The sequence below is a fragment of the Nonomuraea sp. NPDC003560 genome, assembly GCF_042878785.1.
In the GTDB taxonomy this organism is placed as follows: domain Bacteria; phylum Actinomycetota; class Actinomycetes; order Streptosporangiales; family Streptosporangiaceae; genus Nonomuraea.
Genome location: NZ_JBIAOF010000019.1, coordinates 38,883 through 60,664 on the forward strand (window position 1 = coordinate 38,883; position 21,782 = coordinate 60,664).

At 74.9% G+C, this 21,782-nt stretch carries 19 protein-coding genes; 8 read left to right on the forward strand and 11 right to left on the reverse strand.

Features of this window, described 5'->3' with window-relative positions; genetic code table 11:
* Positions 1-18 precede the first annotated feature (18 nt).
* Positions 19-675, forward strand: coding sequence for a type 1 glutamine amidotransferase domain-containing protein (locus tag ACFYUV_RS47485; RefSeq protein WP_387681840.1), 657 nt, complete (start codon positions 19-21; stop codon positions 673-675).
* A gap of 148 nt (positions 676-823) precedes the next feature.
* Positions 824-1,789, forward strand: coding sequence for an alpha/beta hydrolase (locus tag ACFYUV_RS47490; protein ID WP_358298575.1), 966 nt, complete (start codon positions 824-826; stop codon positions 1,787-1,789).
* Here ACFYUV_RS47490 and ACFYUV_RS47495 read toward each other — a convergent pair.
* Positions 1,767-2,957 (reverse strand): helix-turn-helix domain-containing protein, encoded by a 1,191-nt coding sequence (locus ACFYUV_RS47495; RefSeq protein WP_387681843.1) that lies wholly within the window; start codon positions 2,955-2,957, stop codon positions 1,767-1,769. The genes ACFYUV_RS47490 and ACFYUV_RS47495 overlap by 23 nt on opposite strands.
* A gap of 66 nt (positions 2,958-3,023) precedes the next feature.
* On the opposite strand from ACFYUV_RS47495, the gene ACFYUV_RS47500 reads away from it, so the two are divergent.
* Genes ACFYUV_RS47500 through ACFYUV_RS47510 form a run of 3 tightly spaced genes read left to right on the forward strand, consistent with a single transcriptional unit; the run spans position 3,024 to position 5,939 of the window.
* Complete coding sequence (locus ACFYUV_RS47500) at positions 3,024-4,124, forward strand: acyl-CoA dehydrogenase family protein (protein WP_387681846.1); 1,101 nt, start codon at positions 3,024-3,026, stop codon at positions 4,122-4,124.
* A gap of 19 nt (positions 4,125-4,143) precedes the next feature.
* Positions 4,144-5,130: an acyl-CoA dehydrogenase family protein gene (locus tag ACFYUV_RS47505; RefSeq protein ID WP_387681849.1), complete on the forward strand. Its 987-nt coding sequence runs from the start codon at positions 4,144-4,146 to the stop codon at positions 5,128-5,130.
* Entirely contained in the window at positions 5,127-5,939 is an 813-nt protein-coding gene (locus tag ACFYUV_RS47510) for a TIGR03619 family F420-dependent LLM class oxidoreductase (protein ID WP_387681852.1), read from the forward strand. The genes ACFYUV_RS47505 and ACFYUV_RS47510 overlap by 4 nt, the downstream gene beginning before the upstream one ends.
* Before the next feature lie 61 nt (positions 5,940-6,000).
* On the opposite strand, the gene ACFYUV_RS47515 is transcribed toward ACFYUV_RS47510, so the two are convergent.
* From ACFYUV_RS47515 to ACFYUV_RS47545, 7 genes are all read right to left on the reverse strand, one after another.
* Positions 6,001-8,064 (reverse strand): CHAP domain-containing protein, encoded by a 2,064-nt coding sequence (locus ACFYUV_RS47515; protein WP_387681855.1) that lies wholly within the window; start codon positions 8,062-8,064, stop codon positions 6,001-6,003.
* A gap of 267 nt (positions 8,065-8,331) precedes the next feature.
* Positions 8,332-9,081, reverse strand: a complete 750-nt coding sequence (locus ACFYUV_RS47520) for a glucose 1-dehydrogenase (protein WP_387681858.1) — start codon at positions 9,079-9,081, stop codon at positions 8,332-8,334.
* Positions 9,068-11,071 carry an acetate--CoA ligase family protein gene (locus ACFYUV_RS47525; protein ID WP_387682118.1) on the reverse strand — a complete coding sequence of 668 codons (2,004 nt, stop codon included), beginning with the start codon at positions 11,069-11,071 and terminating at the stop codon, positions 9,068-9,070. The genes ACFYUV_RS47520 and ACFYUV_RS47525 overlap by 14 nt, the downstream gene beginning before the upstream one ends.
* 62 nt (positions 11,072-11,133) lie before the next feature.
* Entirely contained in the window at positions 11,134-12,648 is a 1,515-nt protein-coding gene (locus tag ACFYUV_RS47530; RefSeq protein ID WP_387681861.1) for a class I adenylate-forming enzyme family protein, read from the reverse strand.
* A 16-nt stretch (positions 12,649-12,664) separates the two neighbouring features.
* Positions 12,665-12,973 carry a VOC family protein gene (locus ACFYUV_RS47535; RefSeq protein ID WP_387681864.1) on the reverse strand — a complete coding sequence of 103 codons (309 nt, stop codon included), beginning with the start codon at positions 12,971-12,973 and terminating at the stop codon, positions 12,665-12,667.
* An 11-nt stretch (positions 12,974-12,984) separates the two neighbouring features.
* Positions 12,985-13,347: a Zn-ribbon domain-containing OB-fold protein gene (locus ACFYUV_RS47540; RefSeq protein ID WP_387681867.1), complete on the reverse strand. Its 363-nt coding sequence runs from the start codon at positions 13,345-13,347 to the stop codon at positions 12,985-12,987.
* A 113-nt stretch (positions 13,348-13,460) separates the two neighbouring features.
* The gene (locus ACFYUV_RS47545; RefSeq protein ID WP_387681870.1) at positions 13,461-15,305 is read right to left on the reverse strand and encodes a protein kinase; all 1,845 of its coding nucleotides are present in this window, start codon (positions 15,303-15,305) and stop codon (positions 13,461-13,463) included.
* A gap of 178 nt (positions 15,306-15,483) precedes the next feature.
* On the opposite strand from ACFYUV_RS47545, the gene ACFYUV_RS47550 reads away from it, so the two are divergent.
* Both ACFYUV_RS47550 and ACFYUV_RS47555 read left to right on the forward strand, forming a co-directional pair.
* The gene (locus ACFYUV_RS47550; RefSeq protein WP_387681873.1) at positions 15,484-16,074 is read left to right on the forward strand and encodes an isochorismatase family cysteine hydrolase; all 591 of its coding nucleotides are present in this window, start codon (positions 15,484-15,486) and stop codon (positions 16,072-16,074) included.
* Positions 16,074-16,811, forward strand: coding sequence for an SDR family NAD(P)-dependent oxidoreductase (locus ACFYUV_RS47555; protein WP_387682121.1), 738 nt, complete (start codon positions 16,074-16,076; stop codon positions 16,809-16,811). Before ACFYUV_RS47550 ends, ACFYUV_RS47555 begins: the two co-directional genes overlap by 1 nt.
* Positions 16,812-16,825: 14 nt before the next feature.
* Here the strand turns inward: ACFYUV_RS47555 and ACFYUV_RS47560 are convergent, their stop codons facing one another.
* Entirely contained in the window at positions 16,826-18,085 is a 1,260-nt protein-coding gene (locus ACFYUV_RS47560; RefSeq protein WP_387681876.1) for a serine hydrolase domain-containing protein, read from the reverse strand.
* Between the two features lie 29 nt (positions 18,086-18,114).
* Here ACFYUV_RS47560 and ACFYUV_RS47565 point away from each other — a divergent pair, with 29 nt between their 5' ends.
* Complete coding sequence (locus ACFYUV_RS47565) at positions 18,115-19,023, forward strand: cyclase family protein (protein WP_387681878.1); 909 nt, start codon at positions 18,115-18,117, stop codon at positions 19,021-19,023.
* 10 nt (positions 19,024-19,033) lie between these two features.
* Here the strand turns inward: ACFYUV_RS47565 and ACFYUV_RS47570 are convergent, their stop codons facing one another.
* A complete protein-coding gene (locus ACFYUV_RS47570; RefSeq protein WP_387681881.1) occupies positions 19,034-20,167 on the reverse strand; it encodes a cytochrome P450 in 1,134 nt (377 codons plus the stop codon).
* 125 nt (positions 20,168-20,292) lie between these two features.
* Entirely contained in the window at positions 20,293-21,780 is a 1,488-nt protein-coding gene (locus tag ACFYUV_RS47575) for an AMP-binding protein (RefSeq protein WP_387681884.1), read from the reverse strand.
* Positions 21,781-21,782 lie beyond the last annotated feature (2 nt).

The window sequence follows — 21,782 nt, forward strand, 5'->3', positions numbered from 1 at the left end:
CCGGCCATGCTCGAAGGCATGAGCAAGCGCATCCTGATCGTGTTGACCAGCCATGACGACCTCGGCGGCGTGGAGCGTACCGGATACTACGTCCCCGAGGCGGCCCATCCCTGGCAGATCTTCACCAAGGCCGGCTTCGAGGTGGACGTCGCCAGCATCGCCGGCGGCCGCCCGCCGCGCGACGGCCACGACCCGGACGACCCGGCGCAGGCCGCCTTCCTCGCCACCGGCCTGGACGAGGACACCGCCCCCCTCTCCGGCGTGGACGCCTCGGCCTACGACGCCGTCCTGTACGCCGGCGGCCACGGCACCATGTGGGACTTCCCCGCCGACCCCGACGTCGCCCGGGTCGGCCGCGAGGTCTACGAGCGCGGCGGCGTGGTCGCGGCGGTCTGCCACGGCCCGGCCGCGCTGGTCGGCCTGACCCTGTCCGACGGCTCCCACCTGGTGGACGGCCGGCGGGTGGCCGCCTTCACCAACAGCGAGGAGACCGCGCGGGGCGTGGCGGGGGTGGTGCCGTTCCTGCTGGCCGACGCGCTGACCGAGCGCGGCGCCCGGCACGAGCCCGCCCCCGACTGGCAGCCGCAGGTCGTCGTGGACGGCCGGCTGGTCACCGGCCAGAACCCGGCCAGCGCCGCGCCCCTGGCCGAACAGGTCGTCACCCTGCTGAGCTGACCCCCGCTGACCCCCGCCGACCCCGGCCGAGGTCGCCGGACGGCGGGCGGGGCGCGCGCAACGGCAGCCGGATGGCGGTTGCCGCGCCGTCGCGCGAAATCCGACCATCGAGGGGTACGGCAAGCCCCCTCCGTGGAAGGAAGTCCTCATGGCGTTCCACCCCAACCTCGATCCGGACCTGCGTGCCGCCCTGGAGAACGCGCCCTTCCCGGCGTTCGACGTGACGGCGCTCGACGCGGAGGAGCTGGCCGGGCACCGGGCCCAGATCCACGCGATGCTGGCCGCGATGCCGCCCGCCGAGACCGAGGTGCGGATCGAGGACCGCCGCGTCCCCGGCCCCGACGGCGAACCGGACATCCGGGTCCGCGTCTACCGCCCCGCGCAGGACGGCGCCGGCCGGCCCGGCCTCTACTGGATCCACGGCGGCGGCATGATCGTCGGCATGCCCGAGGTGGACGAGGCCTCGATGATCGAGTACGTCGAGCGGCTCGGCGTCGTCGTGGTCTCCGTGGACTACCGTCTCGCGCCCGAGCACCCGCACCCCGCGCCGGTCGAGGACTGCTACGCGGGGCTGGTGTGGACCGCCAAGAACGCCGAGGAGCTGGGCATCGACCCCGCCCGGCTGGCCGTCGGCGGGGCCAGCGCGGGCGGGGGGCTGGCCGCCGGGACCGTGCTGCTCGCCCGCGACCGGGGCGGGCCCGAGGTGGTCCTCCAGTTGCTGATCTGCCCGATGCTCGACGACCGCAACACCACCCCGTCGAGCCTGGAGTTCACCGAGGCCGTGGTCTGGGACCGGGCCGCGAACCTGTACGGCTGGTCCGCCCTGCTCGGCGACCGGGCGGGCGGCCCGGACGTCCCGCCGTACGCGGCGCCGGCGCGGGCCGAGGACCTGTCGGGGCTGCCGCCCGCGTTCGTCGACGTGGGCGAGCTGGAGGTGTTCAGGGACGAGGACATCGACTACGCCCAGCGGCTCGCGCGGGCCGGGGTGTCCACCGAGTTCCACCTCTACCCGGGGGCGTTCCACGGGTTCGACGTCATGGTGCCCGACACCCCGCTGAGCAGGCGGGCGCGGGAGACCCGGCTGGCCGCGCTCAGGCGGGCGTACCGCCTGTAGCGGCGGCGGTGGCGGTGTTCGCGGTGGCGGTGTTCGCGGTGGTGGCGTCGGCCGTGGTGGTGTTCGCGGTTGTGGCGTTCGCGAGGAGGCGCAGCAGGGCCAGGGCGAGGTGGGCGCGCAGGCGTCCGGCCGGGTCGGCGAGGGAGAAGCCCAGCGCCGACTCCGCCCGCGCGATGCGGGCGGCCATCGAGCTGTGGTGCAGGTGCGCCCCGGTGGCGGCGGCGCGGACCGATCCGGCCGAGCACAGCGCGCGCACCGCGAGCAGGTGGTCCTCGCTCAGCCGCGCCATCGCCCGCACGTCGGCCAGCTCCGCGACGGCCGGGCCGGGCAGGTCGGCGAACAGCGCGAGCGCGCCGAGATCGGTCCAGCGCACCACCCGGTCATGCGGGCCGGTGAAGCGCAGCGCCGTGCGGGCCTTGGCCCACGACTCGGCGGCGTGCGACCCGGGCAGCTCGGGGCCGATGCCCACGCGGGCGCCCTCGGGCAGCTCGCCCTCGACGGTGGTGGCCACCAGCGCGGCCTGGGTGTCGCCGATCCTGGCCGTACGCACGCGGTGCCCCATCGCCCGCAACCCGGCCGCGAGCGGGTCGCCGGGGAGGGGAAACGCCGTGGTCCGGAGCGGGTCGCCGGGGAGGGCGAAGGCCAGGGCCTGGAGTGGGGGGGATGGTGCGAAGCCGAGCAGGCGGAGCGCCCGCGCGCGTTCCGCCTCGCCGGTCTCGGCCGACAGCACCAGCTCGACCAGCGCCGGGTCCCGGCCCTCGCGGGCCTGCGCGGCGGCGCGTTCCAGGGTCAGCTCGGCTGCGGCGGCGAACCGTTCGAGCACGATGTCGTCGAGGCCGTGCGGGGCGCCCTCGCGTTCCATCCACACGCTGCCCAGACCGCCGTTCAGCTCCCTCGCCCGCGCCCCCTCCTGGGGCCCTGCCCCGGCCCGCTTCCCCGCGTCTGGCGTCTGCGCGTCGGCGGCCCGGCCGTCCGGGCCCGTCCGGAGGCGCCGGCCGGCGGTGGCGTCGTGCAGGCCGACCGGACAGCGCGCCAGCCGCGCGGTCGCCGCGAGCAGCACGGGCACGGTGACGTGGTCGCGCACCAGCGAGTCGAAGTAGGCGATGACCCGCACCGCGCTCTCGGCGTCGGTGTCGAGCGTGGAAAGCCGGAGCAGAAGACCCTGCACGACGTCCACACTAGGCCGACGGGCGGTGGCCTGGCCAGTGGACCAAGCGTGCGCTAGTTTGGTTTCGTGGATCTCGACTTCTCCCCGGCCGAGCTGGACTTCCGCGCCGAGGTTCGCGACTGGCTGGCCGCCCACGTGCCCGAACGGCTCCCGCCGATGGACACCGCCGAAGGCTTCCTGGCCCACCGCGCCTGGGAGGCGCTGCTGGCCGGCGAGCGGCTGTCGGTCGTCTCCTGGCCGCGCGAGTACGGCGGCCGGGCCGCGTCCCTGATCGAGTGGCTGATCTTCGAGGAGGAGTACTGGGCCGCCGGCGCCCCCGCGCGGGTCAGCCAGAACGGCATCTTCCTCCTCGCCCCCAGCCTCATGCGCTTCGGCACCCCCGAGCAGCGGCGGCGCTGGCTGCCCCGGATGGCGACGGCCGAGGACGTGTGGGCGCAGGCCTGGTCCGAGCCCGAGGCCGGCAGCGACCTCGCCGCTCTCACCGCCCGCGCCGAACGCGCCGACGGCGGCTGGCTCCTGTACGGGCACAAGACCTGGAGCTCCCGGGCCGCCCACGCCTCCCACGGCTTCGGCCTCTTCCGCACCTCCGGCGCGCGGCACAAGGGCCTGACGTACTTCCTGTTCCCCCTGGACGACGTCGCCGTCCGGCCGATCGCCCAGCTCGACGGCCTGCCCGGGTTCGCCGAGCTGCACTTCGACGGGGTGTTCGCGCCCGACTCCATGGTGCTCGGCGAGCCGGGCGACGGCTGGCGGATCGCGATGTCCACCACCTCCTCCGAACGCGGCCTGACCCTGCGCAGCCCCGGCCGCTTCCTCGCCACCGCCGACCGCCTCCTCGACCTGGCCCTGGACGCCGATCCCGTCCTCGCCGACCGGGCCGCGCGCTGCTGGACGGCGGCCGAGGCGTACCGGCTGCACACCTTCGCCACCGCCCGCCGGATCATGGCCGGGGCCGAGATCGGGGCGGCGGCCAGCATGGGCAAGGTCTTCTGGTCGGAGCTGGACCTGCGCATGCACGAGCTGGCCATGGAACTGCTCGGCGACCGCGCCGGCGGGACGGCCTGGCTGGACGGCTTCCTGTTCTCGCTGGCCGGGCCGATCTACGCGGGCACCAACGAGATCCAGCGCAACATCATCGCCGAGCGTGTCCTGGGCCTGCCCCGATGACCCTTCTGGAGTCGCCCTCATGCACTTCGCCTTCACCGACGAGCAACTCGCCCTGGGGGCGACCGTCCGCGACGTGCTGCGGGCGCACTGCCCGCCCGGCGCGCTGCGGACCGAACGCCGTCCCGCCTGGGACCGGCTGGCCGAGCTGGGGTTCTTCGGGCTGCTGCTGCCGCCGGAGCTCGACGGGCTCGGGCTCGGGCTGACCGACGTGCTGCCCGCGGTCGAGGAGACCGGGCGGGCCTGCCTGCCGGGGCCGGTGGTCGAGACGGCGGTGGCGGCGGCGTTCCTGACGCCCTTCCTGGCGCCCGAGGCGGCCAAGCTGGCCTCGGGCGGGGTGTGCGTCGGGGTGCTGCTGCCGGGGGAGGCGTACATGGCCGACGCCGATCTCGCCGACGTGCTGGTCGTGGCGCGTACGGGGGAGGGGGTGCGGGTGCTGGCGGGGCACGAGGCGCGGCTCACCGCCGTGCCGGGGGTGGATCCGTGCCGGCCGTTGTTCGACGTCGCCTTCGAAGCGTCCGGACGTGCCGATCCCGGCGCGGACCGGGTGGCGCTCGCGGCGCGGGCCGTCGCGGTGGCGACCGCCGCCCAGCTGATCGGGGTCGCGCGGGAGCTGCTCGCGGTCTCGGTGTCGTACGCGGGGGTCAGGAGGCAGTTCGGCGCGGCGATCGGGTCCTTCCAGGCCGTCCGGCACCGGCTCGCCGACGTGGCGGTCGCCGTCGAGTTCGCCGCGCCGCTGGTGCACCGCGCGGCGCTGTCCGTCGACCGGGACGCGCCCACGGCCGGACGGGACGCCGGTGCCGCCAAGGCCGCGGCGGGCGAGGCGGCGACGCTGGCCGCCCGCGTCGCCCTGCAGACCCACGGCGCGATCGGCTACACCGAGGAGCTGGACCTGCGGTTCTGGCTCGCGCGGGCCTGGTCCCTGTCGGCCGCGCACGGCACCGCCGCCGCCCACCGCGAACACGTCCGCGCCTGCCTGGGCACCCGCGACCTGCGGAGGTATCCGTGAAGTACGGCGTGCCGCTGGGCCTGCTGCACCCGGACGCCTGGAAGGACGTGGCCGTGGCCGCCGACGAGCTGGGGTTCGAGTCGGTGTGGCTGCCCGAGCACCTGGTGTTCGCCACCGACCTGTCGCTCGCCGTCTACCCGGGCACCGAGGACCCCGGCATCAAGCCGACGACGCCGCTGTTCGACGCCCCGGCCTACCTGTGCTGGCTGGCCGGGCTCACCACCCGCGTCCGGCTCGGCACCGCCGTGCACCTGCTGGCGCTGCGCCACCCGTTCGTCTCGGCCCGCGCCTTCGCCACCCTGGACGTGGTGTCGGACGGACGGGCGATCTGCGGCGTGGGCGCGGGCTGGTACCGCGGGGAGTGGGCGGCGGCCGGGCTGCCCTTCGAGACCCGCGGCGCCCGCCTGGACGAGGTCATCGAGATCGTCCGGCGGCTCTGGACCGAACCCGTGGTCGCCCATTCCGGACGGTTCTACCGGTTCCCCGAGGTCGCCTTCGAGCCCAAACCCGTGCAGGGGCGGCTGCCGGTGCTGGCCGGCGGGGAGTCGGCGGCGGCCCTGCGCCGGGCGTCGCGGCTGTGCGACGGGTGGATCAGCATGCCGCACACGATCGAGTCCATCAGGCCGCAGCTGGCGCGGCTGGGGGCGGGGGTGCCGGTCACGGCGCACGCGTACGCGCTGGGCTCTCCCGGGGAGGTGGCCGCCTGGGCGGAGCTGGGGGTGGAACGGCTGATCGTACGGCCGTGGACGCGCAGCCGGGACGCGGTCACCCGCCTGGCCGCCTTCGCCGCCGACTACGACGTGACCTGACCCCGCCGGGCCGCCGCCCGCCCGGCCCTCCCCGGCATCCCGCCGCCCCGGCGGGCCGTCCTCAGGCGGGCTGACGTCCCCAGTCGGGGGCGCTGACGATCTCGCGGGTGGGGGTGCGGTGACGGCGGCCCCGCAGAGGGGCGTCCTGGACGAAGGCGTCGATGGTGGTCGCGCCGCCGGACTCCCGGCGCGGGCCTCGCGGGTGCTGCGAGACCGCGGTCCCGGCAGCCCCGGCGGTTACGGCGGTTCCGGCGCGACGGTGGCGGCGGCCGCGCGGGACGGAATCGGCGGTGAACTCGTCCATGAAGAAGGGGTGCTCGGAGGCGTACGCGTCCAGGAGCGGCTCGCTGCGGCGGCGACGGCCCTGGTACGTCGCGCCGATCCCGGACGCCTGGGCGGCCCGCGGCGTCGTCCTCGTCCGGGCGGTCACCTCGGCGCCCGGTCGGGGGCTGGGGGAGAAGGCGCTGAACGTGCTCGTCGCCGGGGGGAGCGAGATCGGCACCATCGGGCCGGTGTCGAACATGGGCTCGAAGGGCGCCGTGTCGAGGGCGGGCCGGAACGAGGCGCTGTCCAGCCGCCGCGGCGGGGCCATCCGGTCGGTGAACGGCTCGAACGCGTCCACACCGGCCGCGACCTCGCCGCCCGCGGGGCCGAACTCGGGGACGGGGGCGGCGAACTCGAAGGTACGGTTCCGGCCGACCTCGAAAGAGCCCGCGCCAAGCTCGGAGCGGCCCCCCTGACCGGCCTCGGGAGAGACGGCCGCGCGTTCGAGGCTCGTGCCGGAAGGGGCGGTGGTGAGTTCGAAGGGGTCGGCGGGCTCGGCGGTGGTCCGCAGCGAGGAGGGCCGGGTGTGCTCGTGGCGCGTCTCCGCGGGACGGCGGCGACGCCGGTGGCGTGAGGGGGCGGCGTGGGTGCCGCGCCTGGAACGCGTCCCGGGAAGGGGCACGGCGACGGGCACGGGAACAGGCAGAGCGACGGGCACGGCGATGCCGGCAGTGACGCCCGTGGAGGTGCCGGCAGTGACGCCCGCGGTGACGCCCGTGGTGACGCCCGTGGAGGTGCCCTCTGCAGAGGTGACGCTCAGAGCGGCGGTGCTCAGAGTGACGCCTTCCCTCGCGGAGAGGGTCGCGGCGGCGCGTACGCGGGCGGCCTTCGCCGAGGCGGTCGCCGGGCGGAGGCGGCTCTGGCGGGTCTTCGCCAGGGCGACGAGCGCCAGCGCGGCGATCAGCGCGGACCCGACCAGCGACGGGGAGCCGATCGCGGGGATCGAGCCGGTCGAGGAGGCGTCCACGAGCGTGGGAAGGGGCTCGGCGGTGGCGGACGTGGTGTCGGCGGTCGTCGCCTTGGCGTGCTTGGACTTCTGTCCCGACTTCCCGGCCGCCGCCGTCGGCACGGGCGCCGCCCCCGTCGCCGGCGAGGCGGACGCGGACGGCGCGGCGGGGGACGCCGGAGGCGAGGACGCCGTGGTCCTGGCGGGCTTGTCGGACTCGGCCTTCGGACGCGCGGCGAGCGGGGCCTCGGCGGCGCGCTCCTGCTCGACGTGCGGGATCAGGGAGCTGAGCGAGTCGGCGGGGAGCTGGAGCGTTCCCACGTCGGTGCCGGGCCTGGCGGGCGTCGCCGCCTGCTCGTCGGCCCGCTTCTGGGCCGCCTCCTCGTCGAGACGGGCCTTGATGCGCTCGGGGTAGCCGTACCCGACGACCTTGCTGGTGTCGCGCTCCTTGCGCTTGGCGACGCCGCCGTCGATGTTGCCCTCGATGGTGAAGATCGTGTCGCCCTCGACCCGCGTGACGATGCCGACGTGGTCGATGTTGTCGATCTTGCCGGTGCCGCTCCAGTCGTAGAAGACGAGCGCGCCGGGCTTGGGCGTCTTCCCCCAGGCCCCCTGAGCCTTGAACCATTCGGCGTGCCGTACGGTCCAGGCGAACTGCCCGATCCACTCCTGGTAGCCGAGCTTGTGCGCGGCCCAGGAGAGGTACATGTCACACCAGGGTGCGGCGGAGTAGTCGGCGTCGAACTCGACGGTCTTGCCGTACCAGTCGCCGAACTTGGTGTACGCACCGGCCTTCTCGGCGTAGCCGAGCTGGCTCTCCAGCAGGTCGATGTACTTCTGCATCTCGGGCGTCATGGAAGTATGGGGGAACCTTCCGGTCAAGATCCGGATTTATCCACACATACTCGGGTACACGGGGGTAACCCGGGACATGTGTGGCAAAACCGGAAACCTGTAGTCTTCCGTGCGGTGCGAGGTTACCGCTTCGTGACCAAGGTCAAGCACGCCCCAAGAGAAGGCAAAGACATCACCGGGCGCATAACCGCAGCTCAACCAAGCTGGCGGACCTGCCCAGGGTGGGTGATTTAACAGGAAAAGGCGCGCGTGTCGCGCCCAGCGGGCCTAGTAACCGGCCCCGGTGAGCAACCCTCCGTCCACCGTGAACTCACTCCCCGTGCAGTAGCTGGCCCGGTCCGAGGCCAGGAACGCGACCACGTGCGAGACCTCCACCGGCTTCGCGAACCGCTTGATGACCATGGACTTCACGAACGCCTCCGCGTCCACCTCGGCCATCAGGTCCGGGTTCACCGCCATCGCCGTGTTGATCGCCCCCGGATGCACCGAGTTCACCCGGATCCTGAACCGGGCCAGCTCCCGCGCGGCCGACTTGGTCAGCCCGCGCACCGCGAACTTCGAGGCCGCGTACGCCGACAACCCCTCCGCCCCGACGAACCCCTCGATCGAGGAGATGTTCACGATGGCGCCGCGCCCGGCCGCCTTCATGGGCTCGATCACCGACTTGACCCCCAGCCAGGTGCCCTTGAGGTTCACGTCGATCACCCGGTCGAAGTCCTCGGGCGCCATGTCCTGGATGCGGCCGTAGGCGAGGATGCCGGCGTTGTTCACCAGGACGTCGAGCCGGCCGTGCAGTTCCGTGGCCGTGCCGACGGCCCGCCGCCATTCGTCCGGGCTGCGCACGTCGTGCCGCACGTACGCGGCCCCGGTCTCGGCGGCCAGCGACTTGCCCTCCTCCTCCAGCACGTCGCCGAAGACCACCCGCGCGCCCTCTTCGAGGAACAGGCGCACGTGCGACTCGCCCATGCCCCTGGCCCCGCCCGTGATCAGCGCGACCTTGCCGTCAAGCAGTCCCACGACTACCTCCTGCCGCGACGGCCGCCGCGGCCGCCTCCATGGAGCGGTAGACGGGGACGCCCGCCGCCGCCGCGATCCGCCGTACCTCGTCCTCCACGCCCGCGGGCGCGCACTCGCCGTTCCTGGTGACGAGCGTGATCCTGACCCGCGGCAGCGCCTCCTGCGCGCAGGCCAGCGCCCGCGCGTAGGCGTACAGGGGCTCGGCGGCGTCGCCGTAGGTGAAGAAGCTCTGCACGTTCGCGTGGGCGATCACGTCCGCGTACGGCTCCCGCCGGACGATCGCCCCGATCACCTCCGGCACCAGCCCGGGACGCCCGCGCGGCCCCACCGGCACCTCCAGCGGGTTGCCCGCGGCGGCCAGGCCGAGCCCGTCGAGCACCCCGTCCGGCAGCGGGGCGAGCCGCACCCCGGCCCGGTCGAACGCGTCGGCCGCCAGCACGCCGGCGCCGCCGCTCGGCCCGATCACCAGCACCCGGTCGCCGTCCGTCACGCGGGAGCCGTGCGCCTGGAAGAAGGCCAGCACGCCGATCAGGTCGTCCTGGGAGGAGACCAGCGCCGTGCCGGTCTGGGCCGCGACCGCCGCCCACACCCGCAGGTCGCTCACCATGCCGCCGGTGTGCGAGAGCGCCGCCCGCTGTCCCTGCGAGCTGCGCCCGCCGACCAGCAGTGCCACCGGCAACCCTGCCGCGCGCAGCGCCTCGTGCAGCTCCCGGCCGCCGCGCGGGTCCTCCAGGTAGAGCCCGACGGCCCGCGTCTCGGGGTCGCGGGCCAGCCAGGACAGCAGCTCGGCGGGGGTCACGTCGGCCGCGTTCCCCACGGTGACGACCCGGCTGAACGCCAGCCCGCGCCGCTCCCCGACCTTGATCACCTCCCCCGCGAGGCCGCCGCTCTGCGAGATCAGCGCGACCGTCCCCGCCGGTCCGACCCCGCCGCCGACGAACGTCTGCCGGCCGCGCGGGCAGTACACGCCCATGCAGTTGGGGCCGAGCAGCCGGGTGCCCGCCGCGCGGGCGGCCGCGGCCAGGTCGCGTTCCAGGTCCGCGCGCCCGGCCTCGCCGAACCCGCCGCTCATCACCTGCACGTACGGGATGCCCGACGCCTGCCGCACGACCTCGGCGCACCGCTCGGCGGGCACCGCCACCAGCGCGTAGTCCACGTCGGCGGCGGCCAGCGACGGCACCGCGGGCACCCCCGCCACCTCGGCGGCCGACGGGTGCACGGCCACCAGCGGCACCCCGGCCGCCCGGTAGAAGTCGAGGAACATGTTCCCGAAGTTCGGCCTGCTCGCCGAGGCGCCGACGACGGCCACCGCGCGGGGCTCGAAGAGCGGCAGGAAGTCGGCCGGCTCGCGGGTGGCGGGCGGGCGCGGCCGGCCGGGCAGGTAGCGCGCGTCCACGGCGGTCACGCCGGAAGGGGTGGCGATGACCGGGTTCAGCTCGAACTCGCCCAGTTCCAGCCGTTCCCACAGGCCGCCGGGGCCGCCGACCGTCATGAGCAGCTTGACGACGGCGTCCACGTCCACGGGCGGGCTGCCGCGGTGGCCGTGGAGGAGGGCCGCGCCGCGCAGCTCGTCCAGCATGAGGCGCGCGTCCCGCTCGGAGATCGGGCAGAGGCGCAGCGCCGTGTCGCGCATCGCCTCCGTCCAGACGCCGCCCAGCCCGGCCAGCAGCACCGGGCCGAACCCCGGGTCGCCGACCAGCCCGACGATCAGCTCCACCCCGGCGGGCGCCTGCTCCTCGACCAGGAACCCCTCCACGTCGAGCCGGGAGCGCATCTCCTCGGCCGCCGCGGCGAGGCCGTCCGCCCGCAGGCCGAGCCGTACGGCCCCCGCCTCCGACTTGTGCACCAGCCCCGGGCCGAACGCCTTCAGCACCAGCGGCTCGGCCAGCTCCCCGGCCGCCGCGAAGTCCAGGTCACGCACCACCACCCCACGCGGCACCGGCACCCCGGCCGCCGCGACCAGCTCCTTGACCTCGTGCTCGCGAGGGATGTCCCGAGTGTCGCGATCGTGGGGGTCGCGGGGGAGGTCCCGGTTCCCGTGGTTCTGGGCGCTCACCCGAGCAGGTGCCCGTGCTGCTCGCGGATCCGGCGGCGCAGCAGCTTGCCGGGGCCGCCGGAGGCGTCCTGCGAGTGCGGCAGCTCGCCGGTCACCACGATGTGGTCGGGCCGCTGGTGCGGGGGCAGCGTGTCGGCCAGGGCGAGCGACAGCTTGGCGGCGTCCAGCGACTGCCCGGCGCGCGGCACGACCGCCAGCAGCACCCGCTGCTCGTCCGCCCCCTCGGGGACGCCCACCGCGCCGGCCTCCGCCACGCCGTCCAGCGCCGAGACGGCCTCCTCGATCGTGGCCGGCTGCGTCCACTGGCCGTGCTTGAGTATGGAGTCCTCGCGGCGGCCGAGGACGCGCAGCACGCCGTCGGCCGACAACGTCCCGAGGTCGCCGCCCACGTACCACTCGCCGCGCAGGACGCCGTGGTCGTCCGTGCCGTCGTAGCCCGCCATGCGGTGCGGCCCGGCCAGGTTGATCTCGCCGACCTCGCCGGTCACCGCGGCGCCGGACGGGCCGGTGATCCGTACGGCGTTGCCCGTGCGCGCCCGCCCCGACGACCCGAGCGGCGTCGAGCCGTCGTCCACGCGGCCCATGCACGTGTACGGCGCCTCGGTCTGCCCGTAGTAGGAGTAGACCCCGGCCCCGGGCAGCCTGGCCTTGATCCGGTCGAGCATGGTCGCGGTCAGCGGCTCGCCGCCCAGCATGATCACCTGGATCGACGACAGGTCCACCCCCTCGTGCTCGGACGTCCCCAGCAGCGCCGCGTAGAACGACGGAATCTGCGACACGTGGGTGACCCGTTCGCGCGGCACCACGCGCAGGAAGTTCGCCGGCCCCCAGTCCTGCTCCAGAACCAGGCGCATGCCCGCGTACAGGGCGGGGCCGACGATGGCGGGGAAGCCGATGCCCCAGATGATCGCGCCGGTGCCGAACACCGAGTCGGGGCCGCGCGGCACGTCCAGCCAGATCTGGGCGGTCGCCAGGGAGGAGGCGTGGGTGTGCACGACGGCCTTCGGCAGGCCGGTCGTGCCGGAGGTGTAGTAGAGGGCCAGCGGGTCGTCGTGGAAGCCGCCCAGTGGCGGTTCCTCCTCCAGGCCGCCGGTCAGTTCACCGGCGTCGATCCAGGTGGTGACCTGCGGGAGGGCGTCCCTGATGCCGTCGACCAGGTCGGCGACCGTGGAGTCGTACACGAAGGCCGTGCAGCCGGAGGCGGCCACCACCGCCCGCAGCGTCTCGGCCGGCCAGTACGGGTTGAGCGCCGCCGTCACCGCGCCGATCTTGGCCTGGGCCAGGTAGACCTCGGCGACCAGCAGCGTCTCGTTGAGCAGCGCCGCCACCCGCTGCCCGGCGGTGATCCCGGCCGCCAGCAGCGCGTTCGCCCGGCGGTTGACGGCCCGGTTCAGCTCGTCGTAGGTGAAGCTGCGCTCGCCGCAGTACGTCAGCGCCACCCGGTCGGGCGTGCGCAGCGCTCCCGCGGTCAGGATCGCGTGGCCGTAGTTGCCGTAGGGTGATCGCGCCATGGGGGGTGCCTCCAGGTCAGAGGGGCGAGTAGAGCACGAACGTGTTTCCTGAGGGGTCGCGCAGCACGGCCCGCCTCTCGTGCGGCCCGTCCTCGGGCGCGCGCACCACCTCGGCCCCGCGCGCCGCCATCTCGCGCACCGCGACCGCCACGTCGTCCACCTTGTACGACGGCGCCGCCGACGCGGTGACGTGCTCGGCCGGACCGGCCAGCGCCACGGTGACGCCCCCGCCGTCCAGAGCGGCGAACCGGTCACCGTCCCTGAACTTCACCGGCAGGCCGTAGAAGGCGATCGCCTCGTCCAGGTCGGCTACGGGGATGAGCACGTTGCCGAGTTTCACACGGGCCTCCAATGCGGCAGATCGTCCACGAACGTCACCCGCACCGGCATCCCGACGCGGACCTCCTCCGGCGCGCACCCCACGACGTGCCCGAACGCGCGCACACCCTCGTCCAGGTCCACCCACGCCGGCACGTACGGCTCCCGCCCCCGGTAGCCGGGCGCGAACGACCGGTGCACGACGGTGAACGTGTGGACCGTCCCCGTGCCCCTGGCGGGCTCGGCGGCCAGCTCGGCGCCGCCGCACGACGGGCACGACGGCTCGGGCAGGCAGCCGCGGCGGCCGCAGGACACGCAGCGCCGGATCACCAGCTCGCCGCGCGCCCCTGCGGCGCCGGTGGGGGAGGTGTCACCGCTCATCGCTGCCAAGCTAGCGCACGCTTGGTTACCGAACAAGAGCCCCTGCCTCACGAAACCGGCCCCCCGCCCGGGCGGCCCGCCGCCCGCGCTGCGCCCTCCTCGGGGCCCTGCTCCTACCGGCCTTCCTGCTCCTGGCCGCCGGGCACCAGCCCGCCCTCCCCGGAGTGGGAGTCCGCCGGGGAGGCGGCCTCCGTGGGATGCGCGGTCGCCGGGTAGGTCGCCGCCGGCGTGGGATGCGCCACGGGCTGCCCGGCGGTCGGGGACGCGGTGCCGGTCGGGGTGGCCGGGCCGGAGCGGGTCGGCGGTGGGGCGGTGCAGGCGGGGCCGTCCACCGCGACCTCGCTCACCTGCGGCCCGTTGACCGCCGCCGGCTCGGTCATGACGACGATCCCGAGGTAGGCCCGCACCCCGCAGTCCACGCTCCCGGGATCGTGCCGGACCCCGCTGGTGTAGGCGGTGCTGCCGCGCAACGTGAGGGTCTCCCGCCGCACGGTGGTGACCGGCCCATCGCCGAGCCGCCGCGTGTACGCGATCCGCAGCCGCACCGGCCCCGTGCCGTCCGCGGACACCCTGATCGCGCCCGCCGAGCCGCTCCACCGCGCGATGCTCGCCTCCCGTACGGCGGGCGGCGGCAGGGCGGTCCCGCTCTGCGCCCGCGTCGGCACCGTCGGGGGCGCTGTCGGGGGCGCTGTCGGGGGCGCTGTCGGGGGCGCTGTCGGGGGTGCGGCACTCGTGGGCGCGGGCGGGCCGGTCGAGACGTGCGGCCCGCCGGTGGCGGCGGGCGGGGACGCGCTGCCGCGGGCCGTGGCGGGCGTGCTCCTGCGGGGCGTCGGCGTGTGGGCGTCGACCGGCGCCGGGTTCAGCTCGCCCGGCGGCTTCGGCTGCGGCATCAGGATCGTGCCCGCCCCCGGCGACAGCCGTCCGCCGGAGATCACGAGGGCGATCGCCACGGCGACCACCGTCGCGCCCGCCACCCACAGGTGCGGCGGCAGCGCGGGCAGCCGGACCGCCCGCCCGCGGATCCCGGCGCGCGGCCGGCCCGGGGCGCGGGCGTCCTGCTCGGTCCTGGCCGCCAGCGGGAAGCGCAGGGCCAGCAGCGTGGCCAGCTCGGCGAGCCGGCGGCGGCCGCGCTGCTCCCAGTCGGGCCCGTATCCTGCGGCGGCGTCCTCCTCCAGCTCGGCCGCGAACTGCCGGGCCGAGGCGTACCGGACCGCCGGGTCCTTCGCCAGCCCGCGCCTGAGCAGGTCGCGCAGGGCGTCCGGGACCACCTCCAGCGGCACCGGCGCCGCCAGGTGCAGCTCCCGCAGGGCCGCGACGTCCAGCTCGCCGTCCCCGCCGTTCCCGCCCTCCTTGTACACGCGGTAGGGCGGCCGCCCCCTGACCGCCTCGAACAGCACGCAGGCCGCCGCGTACAGGTCGGCCGGCGGCCCGGCCCGTCCCCGCGTCCACAGCTCCGGCGACATGTACGCCGGGCTCCCCGCCGGCACCCCCGGCTCCTCGGCGTGCACGACCACCCCGAAGTCGGCCAGCTTGCTCGTGCCGTCCGCCTGGACCAGGACGTTCTCCGGCTTGACGTCCCGGTGCGGCACGCCCTTCTCGTGCGCGGCGGCCAGGGCGGCGAGGATGCCCTTGAGCAGCACCAGGGCCGCCTCCGGGGCCGTCCGGCCGTGCTCGGCCAGCAGTGTGCGCAGCGAGACGCCGTCCACCAGCTCCATGACGACGGCGGCCCGGTCCGGGGTCTCGACGTACTCGTAGAGGCGGACCACGTTGGGGTCGTCGAGCTCGACGAGCTGATGGGCGTCGGCCCTGAAGCGGTCCATGAACTCGGGGTCCCTGCGCAGGGTGGCGTTCAGGTACTTGATCGCGACGTAGGCGCCGGTGGACTGGTAGGTGGCGAGGAACACGCGGCCGGTGCGGCCCGCGCCGAGCTGACGAACTTCACGGTAACCAGGGACCAAGTCCAACCCCCATCAGCCATGCCGTCGTGCATTCGACGGTCTCACCCGGGGTGTGGGTTGTCACGTCTGGAGAAATTTCGCCCTTTGTGATGAAAGGTGACGTCCGGTGAGGCCGTGGGGGCGGTGTTATGCTGTGGCGAACCCAAGCAAGCGCTCGGCTAAATGACGGAGGGTGCGGGTGGAGCGGTCGGTCGTGCTGGTGATGGAGATGCAGCGGGGAGTCGTCGGCGACCTCACGAAATTTCCGGATTTGGTGGCGGCCTGCGCCCGTCACGACGTCGTCCCCAACGCCGCCCGCGTCCTGCGCACGGCCCGAGCGGCCGGGCTCCCGGTGATCCACTGCACGGCCGCCTTCCGGCCGGACCGGGCGGGCTCGCACACCGGCAACTGCCCGTTCATCGTCTCCCTGCTCAAGGACCCCGCGCACATGCTGGAGGGCACGCCCGCCGTGGAGGTGCTGCCCGAGCTGCGCGAGGACGGTGACCTGGAGAGCCGGCGGCACCACGGGTTCTCGCCGTTCACCGGCACCTCGCTGGACATGACGCTGCGCTCCCTCGGCGTCTCGTCCGTGGTCGCGATGGGGGTCTCGCTCAACCTGGGCATCCCGGGGCTGGCGCTGGAGGCGGTCAATCTCGGCTACCGGGTGACGGTGGTGCGGGACGCCGTGGCCGGGATCCCCGAGGACTACGCCGAGGCCGTCCTGCGCAACACGATCGGCCTGCTGGCCACCCGCGTCGCCGCCGCCGACCTCGTCCGGGCGTGGACGTGATGGACGGCCTGCGCCTCGACGGCCGCGTCGCCGTCGTCACCGGGGGAGCGGGCGCGATCGGCACGGCCGTCGCGACCGACCTCGCCGCGCTCGGCGCCCGCGTCACCGTCGCCGACGTGGACCTGCCGGGCGCCCGCCGGACGGCCGCGGCGCTGCCCGGGGCGCGGGCGCTGGCCGTGGACCTGGCCGCGCCCGCCTCCGTCGAGGCGTTCTGCGCCGAGGCCGGACTCGTGGACGTGCTCGTGCACAACGCCGGGGTGTCGGTCGTGCAGCCGTTCACGGCGAGCGACCCGGCGGACTGGGACCTGATGTGGCAGGTCAACCTGCGCGGCCCGATGCTCATGACCAAGCTGCTGTTGCCCGGCATGACGGCCAGGGGCTGGGGACGGCTGGTGTTCGTCTCCTCCGACGGCGCCAGGGCCGGCTCGGGCGGCGAGGGCGCGTACGCGGCCACCAAGGCGGGCCTGTTCGGCCTGGCCAAGACGCTCGCCCGGGAGGCCGCGAGGGGCGGGGTGACCTCGAACGTCGTCTGCCCCGGGCCGACCGACACCCCGATGCTCCGGCGGATCTCCGAGGCCGAGCCGGGGCTCGTGGACAAGATCGCCAAAGGGATCCCGCTGCGCCGGCTGGGCACGCCCGCCGACGTGGCGGGGCTGATCGCCTACCTGTGCACCGACCGCGCCGCCTACATCACCGGCCAGACGCTGTCGGTGAGCGGCGGCGTGACCATGCAGTGACGCGCGCCGTGAAGTCACAGGGAGCGGTAGACGGCCTCGATCAGGCGCAGGCCGCGCAGGTTGCCGGTGAGGCTGTCGGCCATCCGGTTCATCACGTACCCGAAGGCGAGCCCGCGGTCGGGGTCGCCCATGCCGAGCGAACCGCCCATCCCCGAGTGGCCGAACGCGGTCGCCGACGGCATGGGGAACGTGAACGACGGGCGCATGTAGCCGAGTCCGAACGCGGTGTCCATGAACAGCACGCGGTCGGGGCCGCTGACGCGGGGGCGCAGGGCGTCCTGGAGGGTCGCGGAGCTCAGCAGGTCGCCGCCGACCAGCGCGCGGTAGAACCCGGCCAGGCCCTTGGCGGTGGTGACGACCCCGGCGGCGGGCCATCCGGCGCGCAGGATCACCGGGTTGTTCGCGCCGCCTTCGAGCAGGCGGATGGCCGGGTTGCCGAGCGCCCGGTTCATCAGGCTGCCGGGATCGAGCACCGCCCGGCCCATCTCGCCCAGCAGATCCCGCCCCCCTCCGGCGCCCGGCCCGGTCCCTCCGCCGGAGGGAGCGGAGGTCTCCAGGGCGGCCGCGGGGCTCTCGGAGGCGGGCGCGGAGGTCCCGGGGGCTCGCGAGGCGGGCGCGGCCGCGGCGTTCTCGGGGGCGGGGCGGGGGCGGGTGGGGGCCTTGAGGCGGGCGGCGCGGGGGATCACGTCGTCGGGCGCGCCGACCCACAGGTCCAGCCCCAGCGGCCCGGCGATCTCCGCCGCCACCAGCTCGCCCACCGACCTCCCGGTGACCCGCCGCACCACCTCCCCGACCAGGAAGCCGTACGTCAGCGCGTGGTACCCGTGCGCCGTCCCCGGCTCCCACAGGGGCGTCTGACCGGCGAGCCGGGCCGCGATGGCCGGCAGGTCCTCGAACTCCGCCACCGGCACGGGCGTCTCGATCACCGGCAGCCCGCAGGAGTGCGTCAGCACGTGCTCGACCGTGACCGCCTCCTTGCCCCCGGCGGCGAACTCCGGCCACACGTCGGCGACCGGCGCCCGCACGTCCACCAGCCCCCGCTCGGCGAGCCGCAGCAGCACGGTGGCCGCCACCGCCTTCGTGCACGAGTACGCGAAGGCCGGGGTGTCCGCCTCCCAGGCGCGTCCCGTGTGCCGGTCGGCGACGCCGTCCCACAGGTCCACGACCAGCTCGCCGTCGAGGTGGACGGCCACCGCCGCGCCCAGCTCCTCGCCTTCGGCGAAGTTCCGCTCGAACGCCTCGCGCACGCGGGAGAACCGGGGATCGCAGTACATCAGACCTCCGCAGGAAAGGAAGCGCTTACTTGGTGCACGAGCCTAACAACTGGGGACGATTCGGCCCAGACGATCAGCGGGGCACCCTCAACCTGCTGACCCCCGCCGTCGTCCTGGAGGCCCTGCGCAGCGCCGTCACGGGCGAGGTGCTGAGCCTGGCCATGCCGATCAGGGGAGCCACCTCCTCGGCGGCCCCCACGACCGTCCCCCACCTGCGGGGCCGCCCGCTGCCGCAGCACTTCATGTCCGTGGACGGCGGCGACTACGCCGCGGGCGTCCGGCCGGTCGGCGACGGCCTGCGGGTGGCCGACGACGCCCTGCTGGTCAGCCACCACGGCACCACCACCCACATGGACGCGCTGTGCCACATGTGGACCGGCGACCGGCTCTACAACGGCCATCCGGCCGCCCGCGTCCGCTCCTACGGCGCCACCAGGTGCGGGATCGAGCACGTCGGCGGCGTGGTGGCCAGGGGGGTGCTGTTCGACGTGCCCCGGCGGCTCGGGCTGGACCACCTGCCGGCGGACTTCCGGATCCCGGCCGGGCTGCTCCAGGAGATCGCCACACCGCGCCCCGGCGATGTCGCGGTGGTCCGTACGGGATGGCCGCTGGTGTGGCAGCGGTCGCGCGAGGAGTACTGGGCGGGGCAGCCGGGGCTGTCGGCCGAGGCCGGCGCCTGGCTGGCCGCCCGGGACGTGTCGGCGGTGGCCTGCGACAACGCCGCCGTGGGCGGCCTGAACGAACACCAGCTCGCCGACGAGTGCGCCGCCGACGACCTGCACCTCATCCTGCTCCACCGGCACGGCGTGCACCTGGTCGAGATGTTGTGGCTGGAGGAGCTGGGCGCGGCCGGACGGACGGAGTTCGTCTTCGTGGCCGCGCCGCTGCGCATCGAGGGAGGCACCGGCAGCCCGATCACCCCGCTCGCCGTCCTGTGAGCGCGCCGGGTCACCAGGTGACGGGCAGGCTCCGGACGCCGTACACCGAGGCGTCGTGCTTGACCGGCACCTCGGCCGCCGGCACGGCCAGCCGCAGGCCCGGGAAGCGCTCGAACAGCGCCCGGTAGCCGATCCGCAGCTCGATCCTGGCGAGCTGCTGGCCGAGGCACTGGTGCACGCCGTGCCCGAAGGCCAGGTGGCGGCGCGCCTCCGGACGGTCCGGAAGCAGCCGGTCGGGGTCGGCGTACACGGCGGGGTCGCGGTTGATCACGGGCAGGGACAGGGCCACGGTCTCACCCGCCCTGACCGTCACGCCGGCCACCTCCACGTCCTCCAGCGCGGCCCTGGACGGCGCGCCGAGATGCAGGATCGACAACCAGCGCAGCAGCTCCTCGACCGCGCCGGCCTCGTCCGGGCGCCCGTGCTCCAGCAGCGCGAACACGCCCAGCGCCAGCATGTTCGCCGTGGTCTCGTGGCCCGCCACCAGCAGGATCACCGCGAGCCCGGCGAGCTCGTCGTCGTCGAGCTCGCCGGTCAGGTCGCCGATCAGGCCGTCGTCCGGCGCCACGCGCCTGCGGCGGGCCAGGTCGCGCAGGTAGCCGGTCAGCTCGGCGAGCGCCCCCGCGCCGTCCGCGCCGAAGGTGACGAGCCGGGCGCTGAGCTCCTGGAACCAGTCATGATCGGCGTACGGGACGCCGAGCAGCTCGCAGATGACCAGCGACGGGATCGGCAGCGCGTACGCCGTCACGAGGTCGGCCGGCGGCCCGGCGGCGGCCATGGCGTCGAGGTGGTCGCCGGCGATGCGCTCGATCCGCGGTTCGAGCAGGCGCATCCTGCGCAGCGTGAACCGGCCGGTGAGCAGCCGGCGGTAGCGGGTGTGCTCCGGCGGGTCCATGGCCGCGAAGAAGCCCGGCGGCGCGGGGGCGCCGAGCCCGGCGGGGCCCCCGGGCCAGGCCCGGTGCTTGAGCTCCTGCCGGGCGCTGAACCGGGGATCGCCCAGCACCGCGCGGGCGGCCTCGGCGGTGGTCGCCAGCCAGCCGAGATGGCCGTCGGCGAACTCCAGGCGGCTCATCGCCGGAAGGCCCGCCAGCCCGGCCGGGGGATCGAAGGGGCATTCCGCAGGACGTTCGATGGGAAGTCGCATAATTATGAGAGTAGACTCTCAATTGCGAGTTGGATAGCAAATTCGGCCAGTCTCCGACGAGTGGACGCGCGGGACACCGGCCCGGAGGCTCACCGTCCCCGAGCTGTGGGCGGCAGGGCTCGGGGTCAGGCGCCCGGGTAGTTGCCGCCGCCGTACGCGGCGTCGAGGGCGTCGTAGTCGGGGGTGAAACCCTGCTTGGGGATGGCGTCGGCGAACACCACCTCCCGCGGCCTCTTGTACGCCGCCAGCTCACCCCTGACGTGCGCGACCAGGTCCTCCTGCGAGGCGCCGGCGTCCGGCTTCAGCACGACCACGGCCTTGACCGCCTGGTGCCAGCGCGGGTCGGGCACGCCGATCACGGCGGCGTCGGCGACGGCCGGGTGGGTCCTGAGCGCGCGCTCGACCTCGGCCGGGTAGATGTTCTCGGCGCCCGACTTGATCATGCGGAGCCGGGGGCCGATGAAGGTGATGGTGCCGTCGGGTTCGCGGCGGCCGAGGTCGCCGGTGTGATGCCAGCCGTACCGCGACTTCTCTGCATTTAAGTCGGGCCGGGCGAAATATCCGGAAAAGAGGGTCTTGCCCCTCGCGCAGATCTCGCCCACCTCGCCCGCCGGCACCTCCACGCCCTCCGGATCCAGGATGCGCACCTGGACCAGCGGCGACGGCCGTCCCGCGAACCCCGCGCCGCCCTCGGCCAGCCCGAGGAAGGTGAGCATGCCGCCCACCTCCGTCTGCCCGTACCCGCCCATCTTCGAGCGGCACCAGGGCGAGTCGTCCACGGTGATCATGTCGTCCCACTCGGCGGAGTGGGCGACGAAGCGCAGCGAGGACAGGTCGCACTTGCCGCCCGCGTTCGCCGCCGCGACCGCGTCGATCATCGGCCCGAACAGGAACGCCTGCGTCACCCGCTCGGCGTCGACCAGCCGGCAGACCTCCTCGGCGTCGAAGGCGGGCGTGAACACGTTCGTGCCGCCGATCTGGAGGGTGGCCAGGCAGAACATCATCGTCCCGACGTGGAACAGCGGCCCGTCGTTGAGGAAGGTGAACCCCGGCTCCATCTGCCGTACGACGAGCAGCGTGGCGCTGTGGGCCACCAGGGCGGCGCTGCTGAGCAGGGCGGCGGCCGGCCGGCCCCCGAAGGCGGCGGTGTACAGGGCGAGCACCGGCTCGGCGTCGTCCACCTGCGGGAACTCGCGCGGCGAGCCCCCGGCGACCAGCTCCTCGTACGCCTCGCCCGCGCGCATCCACGTCGCCTCGTCCGCCAGCTCGGCGGCGGTGTCGGAGTGCTCCCAGACGACGACCCGCGGCGCCAGGTCGGCCAGGACGAACCGCAGCTCGTCCCCGGACTGCCGCCAGTTGGCCGGGCAGAGCACCGCGCCCAGGCGGGAGCAGGCCAGCAGCAGCTCCAGCACGGCGTGCGAGTTCTGGCCGAGCCACATCACCCGGTCGCCGGCGGCCACGCCGCGCCCGGCCAGGGCATCGGCCAGCCGCGTCACGCGGGCGTCCAGCTCGGGGTAGGTGAGCCGCACGTCCCCGTCCACCACGGCGGTGACCCGGGGGCGGCTGCGGGCGTGGTCGGCCAGGACGTCGGACAGGGTGAGGCTGTGGATCATCG